Below are 14705 nucleotides of genomic sequence, written 5' to 3'. Positions count from 1 at the left end.
TTAGAGTCAAATAGCTCGCTCTCTTGCTAAAAAATACCTTTTTATGATATAATCTTATGTTAAAAACTAGTTAAGAGAGCAAGAGCGATCGCCTATTGTGAACTAGAAACTATAGCTTAGGTGCGTAGACGCGTAGCGGCTTGTCGTCAGACATCGCACTTGAACAGGACTATTTTTTACTAAGATGCACATCACATCAATCTCTAATTTACCTATTCATGAGATACAGTATCTGACAGCAGCTTCTGGTGGTATTGGTGTTATTGAGAGATATTTACCAGTTTTATTGGCAGAAGTTGATTATTTACCTAATAATTTAGAGGCAATTACTGTTACTAGCGATTTACAAGGAATCGATCCGAAAAATCAACAACTTCTCGGTCATCTAGTTATAGAAGAATTACAAAAACTTGCAGAGAACGGAAAAATTCCCTCCCTAAAAAATACAGGCATTATATTAGCAGGTGATTTATATGCAGAGGTAAATAGACGTAGCGGAGTGGTGGGCGATATCCGAGAAATTTGGCAAGCTTTTAATCGACGTTTTTCTTGGGTGGCTGGTGTTGCTGGAAATCACGATAGTTTGGGAAATACACAAGAAGAAATTCAGATTTTTAAACAAAACCGGAATATTTACTATCTTGATGGTGAGATTAGAAGAAATGGCGAGCTTAATCTTGCCGGAATTTCTGGTATTATTGGTAAAAAAATCAAACCCTTCAGACGCCCTGAAAAAGAATTTATTAAAGCAATTAGGGAACTTATAAAGCAGTCACCAGATATTTTAATTTTACATGAAGGGCCAGATTACCCACAAAGTAATTTGGTTGGAAAAGAATCTATCCGCAAGGAGTTAGAAAAAATAAATCTAACTAATAATTTATTAGTTATCTGCGGTCATTCTTATTGGAAAATTCCAATGATAGTTTTAGAAAATGGTATCCAAGTCCTTAAAGTAGATAGTCGTGTTGTCATACTTCAGGCGAAGAAATAATATCAAGTCTCTATAATAAGCTGTTCCACATTTAAATTGCATAACTAGGGCGGGCAAGATGCCCACCCCACAAGAGTTTGATTTAATCTGATTATGCAATTTAGATGTTTTTTAGCTTATTGGGCGATCGCACTGAATTTTCAGGAGGCATATGGGTTCATTAATATGGAATAAATATGGCTTATTTAGGATTACGAGAAAATTCTGAATGACTGTAGATGAAAATCTATTTTTTTTCAAGTCAATCATTACTGAAATTGGCTTTCAGCTTTTATTCACATAACCTTGACTAGACTGAGAATGCTATCTCTATTGTCAAGCAGAGACTACGGCTTCAGGTTGATAGCGGATGCCAGCTTGCTTGAAGCGATGTAAAGCTTCACCCAAGCGATCGCAATCGGCAATCAAACTGATCCTGACATAACCCTCACCTGCAACCCCAAAGGCATTACCTGGAGTAAGGACAACGCCTGTCTGCTGCAACACGTTCAGGGCAAAATCTGTGGAACCAACGCCAACGGGACACTTCACCCAAAGATACATCGTCGCCTTAGTTTTGGGGATATCCCAACCTAACTCTCCTAATCCTTGAATCAGGAAATCGCGGCGGGTACGGTAGCGTTGTTGTACCTCGTGCAAATACACATCTGGCAGTTGCAAAGCTGTTTCGGCTGCTGTTTGTAAAGCGGCAAAAATGCCGTAATCCAAGTTAGTTTTCAGCGTCCGCAAACCTTGAATTACATGGCGATTCCCCACCACAAACCCGACGCGCCAACCAGCCATATTGTAGGTTTTAGATAAGGTGTGAAATTCTACACCAATATCTTTCGCGCCGGGAATTTCTAGCAAGCTAGTGGGTTGATAACCATCAAAAGCTAACTCGGCATAACACAAATCATGCACCAGCAGAATTTCATATTTGCGGGCGAAGGCGACGATTTCTTCAAAAAATTCGCGGGGTGCGGTGGCAGCAGTGGGATTGCTGGGATAGTTGAAATAGAGAATTTTAGCTTGTCTTGCAACCTCGTCAGGAATCGCAGCTAAATCGATTAACCAGTCATTTTCTGGTTTGAGAATCAAGCTGTGAATTTTCCCACCTGCGATCGCCGGGCCGCGAAAATGGGCGGGATAAGCTGGGGAAGGAACCAAAACTAAATCACCTGGGTTAACGTAGGCGATCGCAAGATGAGTTAAACCTTCTTTAGAACCGAGTAGCGGTAAAGCTTCGCTATCAGGATCGAGAACCACACCATAACGGCGATGATACCAGTTAGTGATGGCCCGGCGGAAACTAGCTGTGCCCTCAAAAGGAGGATAACCGTGATTGGCGGGATCTTTTAAAGCAGCGATCGCTGCTTCTACAACTGGTGCTGGCGTTGCACCATCGGGGTTTCCCATACCCAAATCAATTAAATCCAACCCTTGTTCCCGTGCTTTAGCTTTCAGTTCATCTAAACGGGCAAATACATAGGGTGGCAGTTTTTGTATCCGTTCTGCCGGCACGATCCAATCTAAACTCATACTTCAACCTCGTCACTTATTCCCTTGGGCGAAACTCGATTCATATCTTTACTCTCTATGGGTGCAGTGGTAGAAACCATTGCTGCCATTAACTGTTCTGGCGCGACTTTAAATGGTAGTCGATGGATGTCAGAATTAGGAAGTAGGGCGATTTCAGCGGCTGTTTGCAACTCGCCTAATGTAATATTGCCCAATCCCAAATCGCTTAATCTTTGGGGTAGTCCAATTTCTGTGTAGAACTTTAACAACTGTTGTCGTGCCGATGCTGCTAGTTGATTGCCTTGTAGCATTTCTTCTAAACGCAGTTGCACCAAAATCCCAAAAGCAACCTTTTCGCCATGAATACTACCATGTCCTGAAATATGAGTTAAACCATTATGCACGGCATGGGCAGCAACCGTGCGACACTGCGCCCCTCCAAGTCCCCCAACTACCCCAGCTAATAAAACAGTGGCGTCTACGACTTCTCGCCAAACCTCACTGCCTGGTTCTTTCAGGGCGACGGCTGATTTTTGCAAGAGGATATCTCGCAAAACTCGTGCTTGTTGCACCGCAGCAATAATTAAAGTGTCTTGCAAATGCCCACTACTAACTGAGGCTTCATACCACTTAGCGATCGCATCACCAATTCCAGCTACTAAAGTCCGTTGTGGTGCAGTTTTAATCAAGTCGTAATCGAGTATCAGTAAATCGGGACAACGAGATAGCCCGACATCGTAGAGAAACGCCCCCTCTTCCGAATAAACATTCGATAAGGCACTCCAAGCTGCACAGGTAGCCCCTGAAGTAGGAATTGTCACCACTGGCAACTGTAATTGTTGCGCGACTAATTTCGCTGTATCTAGGGCTTTGCCGCCACCAATACCGATAATCACATCAGCTTTATGTTCTTTTGCCGTTTTCTGTAAAGATTTCAGGCTAGCTTCGCAGCAATCTGCACCATAGGTAGCTTGGGTAGTGTGTAACTGTTGCCTTTCTAAAACTGGTTGCAAATTTTTTCGGCTGATGGCGAGAGTAGACTCACCTGCCACAATTAAGGGACGACTTCCCAAACAGGCGATCTCTGTTGCGGCTGTTTGCAACACCCCAGAACCACGGATTACTTTTGCTGGGGCAACTGTGAGTGTAAATAACGAACTAGAGGTTTGAGTAGACAAAGAAGGTTGAGTAGAAAAATTATTGGGCATATAATCTAGTTTGCCAAAACCTTTATATTTCTTAATGTAATAGACTGGCAGCCAGAGATGCTTGTTGCCACGCTCCTTTTAGGATGGCTACAAACAAAGCATCTGACTCAACTAGGTTTTAACCGATCTAATCAAAAAGACAAAGCCCATCGCCGACTGTTTAAGCAATTTGACGATTTTGCTTGAACAAGAGGCAAGGGGGCAGGGGGTTTCAATTCCCATCTGAAAATCCCCCTGCTCCCCTGCCTCTTCTTAAATCTGTAATGTCCATTAGCCTGAAATTCGGAACTATCAAAGTTTTGAATAACCGTATAATAAATTAACATTACCACTCTCAGATTCTCAGGAAAAGTCGTTGAGAACTGAATAATGTGTCGATGGTTCATTCCAGCTATGGATATGTGCGTAGGAAGGTACATCTATCTGTACGCCCCACAGCAGATTTGCTGGAAAGACTTATGAAAATGGCAACAGTGGTAATTAGGTTAACAACTGACAAATCACAACTCTCAGTACCCATTACCTTCACGCTGGTTGACCTTTTCCTACGGTGAAACCACTTTAGTGGGAATATTTTAATATAAAATAACTATTAATGTATCAGTAAATACAAAATAAATTTTGTCATTCTGATAACAGGTAAATTATTTTGTTCTCTGGGATAAGGCAGAGGAGATAAGGAGAAAATTGTACAATAATTCCCCCCTGCGATACCCCAGACGCTCTCTAAGAGACACTTGCTATCGCCATACAGCCCTTTAGGCATTCTACGGCAGGCGTCTCCCCAGCTTAAGAAGCAGCAGGTTTTGGCAATTGGGCGAATTTGTCTGTGTAAATTTTGACTGTGATTGGGGAATTTTGATGAGAAACGAGCGATCGCTTCACCTCACCCAAGTAAACTGGTACAGAAGTCCCTGGTTCCGGGTGGAGAATGGTACGGGCGCGAACTGTCAAATTATCGTCTTCCCGCGTACCTGAGCGACCATAAGAAAACAGATTACTAGCTGCTTGACGTAAAGTTGCTTCTAATTGTGTGGGTGTAATTTGGGGCGATGTGGAAATCACCGCTTGGGTTGAGCCATTGTCATAAACTAGAGTGTACCGCGCTGCTCCCGGAATCACAGTACGACTCAAGGGGACTATCGAGAGTCCAAATAAACCAGCCGTCAGCACCAGCATAAAGCCAGTTGTACCCACCAGCCGAAAGCGGATGCCCCATTTGAGAATAAAAGCCAAAACTGTTAAGGCAGCAAATACTAAAGTAGCTATGCCTGACCATTGGGTGTACTGAAGAAAGTTAGCTGTTGTGAGCATAAGGTTGGTTATGAAGGCGTCTTTTTTTTCGTTACCGACACACTCATTTTACCGAGAGCTTACACCATAAGGGTTATCGTAGTCATCGCTTGATGCGAGTGTAGGGCAAAAATTAGTCTTTGATAAAAAAATAAATGAATCTTTGGTGAATGACTAAGCGGAACTTGTCGCCACAGGCATCCCCTATCATCCTAAAAGTGAAAAATGGTGGAGCAGGAGCTACGGCACATTACTAATTTCCTCTAATAATCAAATGAAGGTATTTATAGAATGATGAGAAAGTAGCCAAAATAATTTGGTTAGTGCAGAGTTATACCAATCTATAATCATTAGAAATTTAAATATTAAATACCATAATAACCATATTTTGTTTGTAGCGTGGATGTTCAGCTATTGCTATACGTTTGAAACCATATCTTTGATAATATGATTCTAAAATTGGATTATCTACAACACAATCTAAATATATTTTTTTAATCTGGTTTTCAGGGGCAATTTCAATAACTTTTCTAATAATTTTTCTAACTGTATATCTTGTTTCTTGTAATTTTGCACATACACTTTTGATCAGCCAAATATTAGAGTATGTTTTTAAATGCTCAGGGTAATAATCTGGCAATTGATTAGAGAGAGCAAATGTACATAACAAAGCTCCGCTCTCATTTCTAATCAAAAACATCTCTCCCTTTATAATGTTTTGGTGTATTTTTTTTTACTAAATCATAACCATTCTCCCACTGTTTAACTCCTTTGTTTTTATAGTATTCAGCAGCGAATTTAAAAAGGTCATATATCTCAGTCAAATCAGAAATGCTCGCTTGAACTGCAAACTTTTCAGTAATGATTTCAGTAGCAATTGGTTCTACCTTCACTACTTCATTTATGCTGTAGCTCATGATTCTAGCTCTGTTCGTCAATTTTTATTAGTACTACTTTTAAAATTCCCTATAATTGAGGGTAAATTTATTTTTAAGTCAGGTTATTAATTATTTTTCCACTTTTGAAATAGCAAAATATAGATTTAATAGTCAACAAGATGGTGAGGGTTTAGAGCAAGCACTGATTACAACTACGAATTACGTTAGCGAGTATTCGTATCCCTACGCGCAGCGTCTCGCAGAGAGCCTCATTACGAATTAAAAATTATTTTGATAGTGTTAGTATTGCCGACAAGTAATGGATTCTTTCCCATCATCTGGAGTTGAAACATATATCCTATATTCTGCCGGACATGTTTCAACTGAATTACCTGTTTTAATTTGGATGTCATTGGCAAGCTCACAAGTATTAAACTGTCCTTTCTCATGGAAAGATATATAAGTTTTTCCTCGACAGGTAAAATTGGATGTCCCCGAAATAGAATTGGAAACTTGCACAGTAATATTTTGCTCAAGTATACAAGTTAATAGCGAACCATTTGGATAATAAATCATATTGCCTGCTTCACACTTAATTGCTGCTTGAGCAGGCAAGTTAAAAGCAAAATTTATTGTAACTATACCTAATGAAGAAGTTAAAAATGCAAAGCTTTGTAAGGATAATTTCATGAATAAATTCCGGCTTTTTATTAATATATATATATTAATTATGTTTAATTGAGGAAAATAATAAATATACAAAAGGGCATCTACAAGAGATGCCCGTCATGCAGGAAAACCCCAAAGGGTTATCCCTACACCTTCCCAACAATCAGCAACAGTAACTAATTAGGTATTAGTCACACTCACAGACGTGAATATAGTAATCTTATTAACTTAAAACACTAAATGCCCCCAGTGCATACACTGAAAAAATTGTAGCTATTCTAAGGTGGCATGGCTGCGTAGGCATAGCCGATCGTAGATATCGCCCGATCCTTTAGTAGTAAATTCTTTATACCTTTTTGCCAGTGTGTACATAAATATACGCAAGCGCAACCAATGATATATATTTCTAGAGTTTTACTAATTGCAAACAAGTTTTTATCTTTTCTTGAGAAGATAAATATAATAACTGTTGTTGTGCTATCTTTTTTGCTCGTTCATCAACATAAGCCTAGAAACACGATGAAAACTTGGAACTAAATAAGGATGAATTAGCTTTTTATAATGCAAATAGTTGCTGTTTGTCATTTGCTAACTAATTTGGATGAGATGCAAGCCGGTCATGTTGGTTATAACGATGTACGACTCCACAAATAGCAGCCAAAATTAACCATGAAAGCGCATTCAAACGAAAATCGAAGAGGGTTACATCTACTGTATTGAATAAAATCCACCCAACAAAAGCCAGAAGATAACTTAAAAATATCAGTCTGTCTTCAGTATTTATATATTTTGAGTTTCGCAGTAATTGCACGCTTGTAATCAAAATCCAAGCGAGTAAGCCACAAAATAAAAGAGTACTAGGAAAACCAGTTTCAGCAGATAACATCAAAAACAAGTTATGGGGATGACCCAAGGGAATGTGCATCTGAGCTTTGTAAAGTTTACTAAAACTACGTAATCCCCAGCCAGTCCAAGGATGTTCCTGAGCTAAAGACCAGGCAAACTCCCACTGAGTTTTTCGCATTAAAGCAACTGGTCTGTTTGGATACATATCGTCATTTAACCTTGCCCAAAAGAAGGCAGGAACGTACTGACGAGCAAATTGAGCGATTGGTGAGGGAGCAAAAGCTGCCAAAAGCACACTAGAGACGATCGCAGCGACGCCGCCCACAAGAATACGCCAACCTTGGAAAAGTGCATAAGCTAAACAGGCAAAAATAGCGATCGCCCACCCATTGCGCGAACTGGTGAAAATCAAGGCAATGAAATTTGTCATAATCGCCACGCTTAGGAAGATAAAGGGGACTGAATTCTTCCCAATACTCAATCCTCGTTGCCCAATCCTCAATCGCCATTGTTCGAGCCACAACCCTAAGCCCAGGATGAAAACTATCGCTAGATAAGCAGCAAAGGTGTTAGCGTGCAAGAACAGTGAGGCCATGCGGCCTGGGGGATTTCCTCCTGGTCTGATCGTCCAAGCTAAGACAATCCACAAAATCTCTAATTTTAAACTCCAGCCCAAAAATAACTGTCCCAAACCGATAATCGCTACTGGCATGGAACCGAGCACCAAAATCCAAGCCATTTGTCGCAATTGAGCAAATGTTTGAATCAAAGTGCTATGAGCAGCGAAAAGTAAAAAGAATGGTAATAAATTAAATAAGCCAAGGAAAGCTTCTGTCTTATTCTGGGCAAACCCAGCACTGACGATCAGCAAGACACTCAAAAGGGCAAATCCCCAGTTGAGGGGGCGGCGACTAATTTTGCGGTATTGTTTCAGCCAAGTTATTAATGATACAAAACCTAGAGTCACAGCCCCCACTAAAGGACTCAATGGGAAGATTAACAGGGCCCATAGAGAGTAGTTCCAAGAAGATTGCCAACGAGACTTGAAATAGTAAAAAACCTTGTTCAAGCTGGCTCCCAACATTCCTCACGAGTGAGGCGAATTTGAGCTAAGGCAAAGATGGTAGGGATGATCCGACCATAGTTAGTGGCGATCGCTCTCCACCCTAAATCTGCAAAAAACCAAGTCCACATGATCGGCCCAATCACAGCAAACATACTGCGGGCTGCCCCATAACGAGCTGCACTTACAGTCATACCCCGTCGAGCCATTTGCATAGCTACATAGCTTTGAAATTGCGTTGTAGCTGCTTCTGAGCCGGTAATCGCCGCTTGCTTGGCTACTTCATAGGTAGCAAAGTGGATGGCAAATTGACGGGCAATTTGCTTAAGTACAAGTGGCTGGAGCATGGAAGTAACAGCGATCGCACTCCCGCCTTTGAAAAGCAATCCCAACGGATCGCGCTGCAATAAAAGTGGTAGCGGTTCTTTTAATTCTGATTTGATCAGGTGACGCTGCACTCGGAGAGTTAATTTTTGTTTTTCCTGTTCGGGTAATTTTTTCCACACCTGTCCTAGCAGATGCAAAAATACTTCTGCTTCTAAATCAATCGTTGCTAGCTGATTAGAATAGGGAATTTTTAGATATTTACATACTTGAACTAACGCTTGTCGGTAAGTTACCTGGCCTGTACGTCCCCGCAATACTGTCATCCCATCTGCCGCCAAAAAGCGAAAGCGACCCTCTAGTGCATCTAACCAAGCTTTGCGGTCTTGGCTTTGTACTTCGATGGGTTCGGGTGTGTGTACATAGTCTAGGGGATTGAACTTACGACTAAATAGAATTGCGGTTAAGTCTTGCAATTCTTCTTCGGTCGCTAACTCTAGCGCCGCCCTCATTTCATCCAATTTCCCTTCCTCCCTTCCGTGCAGCTTTCTGTACCTTATTCTACTATTAGCTTTCAGCAGTCATTAGTAGTAATTTTGTCCTTTGATAATAACGAATAACTAATGACGAATAACTAATAACCAATGACTAGGGACTATTGACTCATGACTGATATTGCAGTGATTGGTGCCGGAATAGCTGGTTTAGTGTGCGCCCAGCAGTTAAGTCAAGCTGGATATTCGGTGCTAGTGGTGGAAAAGTCCCGTGGTTTGGGAGGAAGACTGGCTACCCGCCGCTTGCATGGAACTTGCGCGGATCATGGAGCTTGTTACCTGAAACCAAAGGGTGAATTATTCGGGCGTTTTGTGGAGATATTGCAATTGCGCCATATCCTCGAAGTCTGGACAGAGGAGGTTTACGAACTCACAGCAGGCGCTCCTTTATCTGAACCCAAAAACCGCAGTCCGCGATATGTTGCACCTGAAGGAATGAGTGCGATCGCTAAATCACTCGCCCCAGGTTTAGAAATATTACTGAATCAGCGTGTCATCGCTATTACCCCAACTCCCGAAAATAGTTGGCGTCTGACTCTCGAATCTAGCAACGAAGAATTAACTGCAAAAGCTTTAGTTGTCGCCATTCCTGCGCCCCAAGCTGTGATGCTGTTAGAACCTTTAGCTGAAAGTGTATTGGATGCAGTCTTTCTTGATAACTTGCGTTCTGTAGAATTTTATCCCTCAATTAGTGCGATCGCTGGATATCCTTCCACATCTCAACCCCTCCCTCAGTGGAAAGCTCTAACTTTTGTGGATGATGCTGATTTAGCATGGATTGGTTTGGACAGTAGCAAGCGTCCTAACCCTCAGCAACCACATTTTGTGGTGCAAAGTAGCGCTGATTTTGCCCAACGCCATCTAGAATCGCAGGATTTACAACCTGCCGGACAGTATATGTTGCAACGAGCAGCTGAATCTCTGTCCCTTCCTTGGCTGAATACTCCCGAATGGATGCAAGTACATCGTTGGCGTTATGCCTTTCCTAGCCGTCCTTGGCAGGAAACATTTTTGTCTGCTGGAAGTACCCTACCTTTAATTTGTTGTGGTGATTGGTGTGGGGGCAATCTTGTGGAAGATGCGATGCTTTCTGGATTAGCTGCGGCTGATGAAATTAATCATCAGTTACGTCATCTACCTTTAGATAATGTGAACTTTTTAAACGTTTTTACCAGTTGATTTCATCTGTCGCTAGACTGATTCTGCGCTATAGTGAGTCGCTATTTTTATGACTCACTAAACGAACATGCAACAAATAAGTTTTTTAGATGAAACAGCAAATTTTGCAACAAATATAAAAAGTGATGTAAATTCCCAATAAAGCTTAACTTCATTAAAAACTTGTTCTTAGCTGAAGTTATTTCATTGCCGTTAATCTTGATCCCCTAGCCTTGATGCTGCGTTTTATGTAGATTTCTGCTAAAAAGGCAGAGATTTTAAATAATTAGGATTATAAATATAAAACGTCGCTAACTTGCCAGCTTCTTGGACGCTGTTTTAAGAAGTAATGCTGTGAAGCAGTATAAGCTTTCACTAAAATAAGCAAAGCCAAATGTCTATCTACCAAAAGAAAAGGCTAGTTTCAGGGTATTTTGCATCTATCAGTTAAATTACTTCTAACTGATTGTGATAAGGACGTTGCCATCTAAAAAAGTTATTTTCTCCACCAAGCATTGACTGGATTAAAAAAGGAGTTTAAAAATCATGACAACAGTAGTCAATTTAACACAGCAATCAATAGTAGGAGAGATTGAAAGCGTTTTGGATACATATCCATACCATCCATATCAAGAAGCCTTTGCGATTCCTGACTTACGCCAAGAGCTAATTAGTTTCGTCCTCAACCGCATTCCCTCCTTTTACACCGCGATGTCTAACGGACAGATTCCACTAGCGGAGGCTGAAGAAGCAAGCTTGGCTTATTACAAATTGCCTGGTAAACCCTTAGAACAGCAACTACACTTACAAAATTTGATTCACCAAGGCATTTGTTTAATCGTTCAAGAAAAGTCAGATTCGATTAGCGATCGTGTTTGTGAAACAGTTGAACCAGCTTGTGAACCCTCTCACTGGTTTGGTTAATAGTTCCTAACAAGATTTGGCTCTCTGCTGAGATATCATAATGCCCGCAGTGAATTTTTAATTTTTGAGCTAATCCCACGGCTAAAGTTCAGTGTAAAAGGCGTGGGAATAGCTCAAAAATTTTGTAAGTATATTGCTCTTGAGGTGTAAACTTTGACAATTACCAGGTTCAAAGGACATTCCCAGGACATGAGAAAAATAACTGCTCTAATGTTGGTAAGTATTACCGTGGCTGTCGGAGTGGGAGCACTAACGCCCAAAGTCACTAATGCCCAATTATTTTACCCACCAGCAAGCGATCGCCATTCATTAATGGTAATCGGTCAAGGGGTAGTGAGAGTGCCAGCGGATACAGCGGATATTGAATTGGTATTCAGTAGTGAAGGTAGCAATGATGAGTTACAAACGCAACCGTCATCTCTACCCGAAACCCGCCGCATATCCTCACCCTCCGGGTTCGGCAGTCCCTCTTTGTTGGAACAACAAGACCGGGCTGCCTCACCGACTCAACTTTTAAATTACAAAACAGCAGCAGAATCTTTACCCAGCAAAAAATCACTAACTAAAGCAACTCTTCAGCCTGTAGTTAATAGCCTAGTTGCCAACGGGATTACTGCTGATAGAATTCAAGTACAAATTAATCCTAATTCTAGTGAAAATAACGCCAAAATATTGGTGAGATTGGAAAAACCAACACGCGATCGCGTCCAGGAAATTGTTGGTACAGCGAACAAGTCCACGAGTCAACTTGAAAATCTTTCTATCAAGAACGTAGGTGTTGAGTATGCAGTCAATGACTGTCAGGCTTTGCAGAGTTCAGTTTATCAATCAGCTATGAAAGACGCTCAAAGTCGCGCTCAGGCTTTGGCAACTGCTATGGGCGTTAAACTTGGTACTCCTTCTGTAGCGGAGCCGTTTTACACATTACTTTATCCCTCATGTAATTCTAAAGCTGGAGTTACTTTACCGTCATTTGCTAGTTTTTTATTATCACCGACTTATAATCCAGACGCCCCGGCAGAAGTAGAGATGAAAAAGGATATTTTTGTGACATATACAACGAAATAAACATTTATATTCAGTGCGATTGCACTTTGATTTAGTCAAAATTAGGAGTGCGATCGCTTAACTTTCTGTATTAGGAATAGGGGCTGCTTTAGCAGTCTATCACTTTGGGAAAGAAAACAAAAAATAGTAAGGTAATTCAAGGTGCGTTACATTATGTTGATGCACCCTATAGTTTTAATATACACATTAATAAATTAATTATACAAATCACTAATAATACTCAACTACGGCAGCAATAGCAGCAGCAACTTCCTCCATAATTTCACTCGAACATCCTCCAATTTTACGGATAAATCTTTGTATATCCATCCCACACAGTTGCAAAATATCCACAACAGAAGTTTTTGTTAAACTATTTGCACTGTCTGGTTCAATTTTAACGTGCCAAATATTGCCAGTATAATATTATTTCCAGTCTGTGATTGGTGCAATCAACTTAATGGGTAGCTTGCCAACACCATTAGAACTTACTACTACAGCAGGACGGACTTTTCTGATTTCTGCTCCCACTGTCGGATCGAAATTAGCAAGCCAAATATCACCCCGTTTAGGAGATGGATATCTAATAATCAATCAAGTCTCCTGTCTGTAATTCCTGCCATTCTCTATCTTGTTCATAATGTAATAACATTAACTCAGCCTGTGCTGCCAATATACATCGCCGTTCTTCTAATGGCAATTTCATAAACTCGCGACGGCTGATATTTTTAGGTTGTACAGCTTTTTCAGAAGGTTGTAGGTGTAGATTCTCTCTCTGAGGAGTAGAATTTGAAATTTCCATACTTTCTCAGTAATTTTTATAATAATCCCTAACTTATATTCATTTTACCGCACAGATATAGTATGCATGTTCATAAAAAAAGTAAAATATTCACTGGAGTCTAGACTAGATGCGTAATTTAAAATTCTAGTAATGGAAAAACTCCAGAAATGTTTGTGGCAAATCTGGAGTCAGGAAAGATACGCATTTACCTATATCAAATTTTCACCGTGAGAGAATGTTACGTCATCAGGGTTTACACTCAAATACAGTTAAGCATGTCTGAAGTTCAACTGCTGTGTTTCTCGTTTACACGGCTTGTGTGTTGGAAGTAACGCAGAACAGCCCCAGTTCATCTGAGGCTGTTTTGCGAGAGTTGTTTGGTAGAAGGGGTACATCAACAGCGATGCCCCGTGTTAGATATAGATAATTCAGTATGCATCCGTATTCAACTATGTTCTGGCATATCCGGATGATTTAGAGAATTTAGTAGGCGCAGCCCGTCGTAGACATCGTTTTTTCCAAAAAGAAACTCCAAATGCCCTTAAGGCATCTGGAGTAGTAACAGGTTTCTAACATCAATCAATTTTTACCTATGCGATCGCCAGATGTCGTTGGGGTATATACTCAAATGTATTTTATGTGCGATCGTCCGCCAATAGAACAGCAGGTTACTTTCTTTTATACCCACGATCTCAATGCGTCCACAGAATTCTACGAACAAAAGTTGGGCTTGGATTTGTGGCTTGACCAAGGAACCTGTCGAATTTATACTGTTAGTGGCTCTGGATACTTGGGATTGTGTCAAGCAACCAAAACATCAGATCCTCCAGCCGCCAAGCAATCAAGCGTCATTTTTACCCTGGTAACACAGCAGGTAGATGAATGGTTTGAATATCTCAAAGAACGTGGCGTCGAATTTGAAAAGCCACCTACACTAAATGAAAAGTACAACATTTACCACTGTTTTCTACGCGATCCCAGTGGTTATTTGATTGAAATTCAACGTTTCGAGACTAACCACTAAAAAAAAGACATAACTAAATAAGTTATGTCTAAACCTTATAATTTACAGGGCAGGATTTGTACAGGTTAGAACTTTTTGATTTAGGGAACTCCAAGAAATAAATTATCCAATCTTGTGGGGTGGGCATCTTGCCCGCCCAGTTTATATGGCGGGCAAGATGCCCACCCCACAATCAATAAATTGAATATTTTTTTTATTTGGAAGTCCCTTACTGGAGTACATGATACGTACTGACCATCATCGATAGCCATGTACCTTTTCTTCTATCGATTTATCGGCGTGAGGTGCGGGATTTATGCAGCCACCGAAGAATGTTTACATTTATTTACAATTAGCTGCGTAGGAGCTAGTATACAGTCATTGCTGCTAGGATATCCTGTTCTTTGGATATATTACTTTTTCCAATATCTTTTTTGCCAATTGTGCTATTTCTATAGTT

General features: G+C 40.7%; 15 protein-coding genes and 1 pseudogene. 6 read left to right on the top strand and 10 right to left on the bottom strand.

Annotation, left to right across the window (positions count from 1 at the left end; translation table 11 throughout):
* The first annotated feature begins 184 nt into the window (after positions 1-184).
* Entirely contained in the window at positions 185-994 is an 810-nt protein-coding gene (locus V7L01_RS27305) for a metallophosphoesterase family protein (protein WP_335040394.1), read from the top strand.
* Positions 995-1309: 315 nt separating this feature from the next.
* On the opposite strand, the gene V7L01_RS27300 is transcribed toward V7L01_RS27305, so the two are convergent.
* Together V7L01_RS27300 and V7L01_RS27295 are read right to left on the bottom strand one after the other, a co-directional pair.
* Entirely contained in the window at positions 1310-2515 is a 1206-nt protein-coding gene (locus V7L01_RS27300; protein ID WP_335040392.1) for an aspartate aminotransferase, read from the bottom strand.
* Positions 2512-3702, bottom strand: coding sequence for an iron-containing alcohol dehydrogenase family protein (locus tag V7L01_RS27295; protein ID WP_335040390.1), 1191 nt, complete (start codon positions 3700-3702; stop codon positions 2512-2514). Before V7L01_RS27295 ends, V7L01_RS27300 begins: the two co-directional genes overlap by 4 nt.
* Positions 3703-4079: 377 nt before the next feature.
* Between V7L01_RS27295 and V7L01_RS27290 the strand changes: the two genes are divergently transcribed.
* Positions 4080-4256 (top strand): hypothetical protein, encoded by a 177-nt coding sequence (locus V7L01_RS27290; RefSeq protein WP_335040387.1) that lies wholly within the window; start codon positions 4080-4082, stop codon positions 4254-4256.
* Between the two features lie 235 nt (positions 4257-4491).
* Here the strand turns inward: V7L01_RS27290 and V7L01_RS27285 are convergent, their stop codons facing one another.
* The 6 genes from V7L01_RS27285 to V7L01_RS27260 form a co-directional block, all read right to left on the bottom strand.
* The gene (locus V7L01_RS27285) at positions 4492-5016 is read right to left on the bottom strand and encodes a Ycf51 family protein (RefSeq protein ID WP_335040385.1); all 525 of its coding nucleotides are present in this window, start codon (positions 5014-5016) and stop codon (positions 4492-4494) included.
* Between the two features lie 337 nt (positions 5017-5353).
* Complete coding sequence (locus tag V7L01_RS27280) at positions 5354-5689, bottom strand: GNAT family N-acetyltransferase (RefSeq protein ID WP_335040383.1); 336 nt, start codon at positions 5687-5689, stop codon at positions 5354-5356.
* A complete protein-coding gene (locus V7L01_RS27275) occupies positions 5682-5912 on the bottom strand; it encodes a hypothetical protein (protein ID WP_335040381.1) in 231 nt (76 codons plus the stop codon). Before V7L01_RS27275 ends, V7L01_RS27280 begins: the two co-directional genes overlap by 8 nt.
* 261 nt (positions 5913-6173) lie before the next feature.
* Positions 6174-6563, bottom strand: a complete 390-nt coding sequence (locus V7L01_RS27270; RefSeq protein ID WP_335040379.1) for a hypothetical protein — start codon at positions 6561-6563, stop codon at positions 6174-6176.
* 571 nt (positions 6564-7134) lie between these two features.
* The gene (locus V7L01_RS27265; protein ID WP_335040376.1) at positions 7135-8472 is read right to left on the bottom strand and encodes an O-antigen ligase family protein; all 1338 of its coding nucleotides are present in this window, start codon (positions 8470-8472) and stop codon (positions 7135-7137) included.
* Positions 8454-9296, bottom strand: coding sequence for a hypothetical protein (locus V7L01_RS27260; RefSeq protein WP_335040374.1), 843 nt, complete (start codon positions 9294-9296; stop codon positions 8454-8456). The genes V7L01_RS27265 and V7L01_RS27260 overlap by 19 nt, the downstream gene beginning before the upstream one ends.
* A 144-nt stretch (positions 9297-9440) precedes the next feature.
* On the opposite strand from V7L01_RS27260, the gene V7L01_RS27255 reads away from it, so the two are divergent.
* The 3 genes from V7L01_RS27255 to V7L01_RS27245 all read left to right on the top strand — a co-directional run bounded on the left by V7L01_RS27255 (position 9441) and on the right by V7L01_RS27245 (position 12479).
* Complete coding sequence (locus tag V7L01_RS27255) at positions 9441-10508, top strand: NAD(P)/FAD-dependent oxidoreductase (protein ID WP_335040373.1); 1068 nt, start codon at positions 9441-9443, stop codon at positions 10506-10508.
* 525 nt (positions 10509-11033) lie between these two features.
* Entirely contained in the window at positions 11034-11411 is a 378-nt protein-coding gene (locus V7L01_RS27250; protein ID WP_335040371.1) for a hypothetical protein, read from the top strand.
* 189 nt (positions 11412-11600) lie between these two features.
* The gene (locus tag V7L01_RS27245; RefSeq protein WP_335040368.1) at positions 11601-12479 is read left to right on the top strand and encodes an SIMPL domain-containing protein; all 879 of its coding nucleotides are present in this window, start codon (positions 11601-11603) and stop codon (positions 12477-12479) included.
* Between the two features lie 210 nt (positions 12480-12689).
* Here V7L01_RS27245 and V7L01_RS27240 read toward each other — a convergent pair.
* A pseudogene (locus tag V7L01_RS27240) lies at positions 12690-13052 on the bottom strand (type II toxin-antitoxin system PemK/MazF family toxin).
* A complete protein-coding gene (locus V7L01_RS27235) occupies positions 13042-13260 on the bottom strand; it encodes a hypothetical protein (RefSeq protein WP_335040365.1) in 219 nt (72 codons plus the stop codon). Before V7L01_RS27235 ends, V7L01_RS27240 begins: the two are co-directional and overlap by 11 nt.
* 574 nt (positions 13261-13834) lie before the next feature.
* On the opposite strand from V7L01_RS27235, the gene V7L01_RS27230 reads away from it, so the two are divergent.
* Positions 13835-14266 (top strand): VOC family protein, encoded by a 432-nt coding sequence (locus V7L01_RS27230; RefSeq protein ID WP_335040363.1) that lies wholly within the window; start codon positions 13835-13837, stop codon positions 14264-14266.
* Positions 14267-14705 lie beyond the last annotated feature (439 nt).

This window comes from Nostoc sp. (assembly GCF_036917095.1).
In the GTDB taxonomy this organism is placed as follows: Bacteria; Cyanobacteriota; Cyanobacteriia; order Cyanobacteriales; family Nostocaceae; genus Nostoc.
The sequence above is the reverse complement of the archived record's forward strand: the minus strand, read 5'-3'. Positions and strand labels throughout refer to the sequence as shown.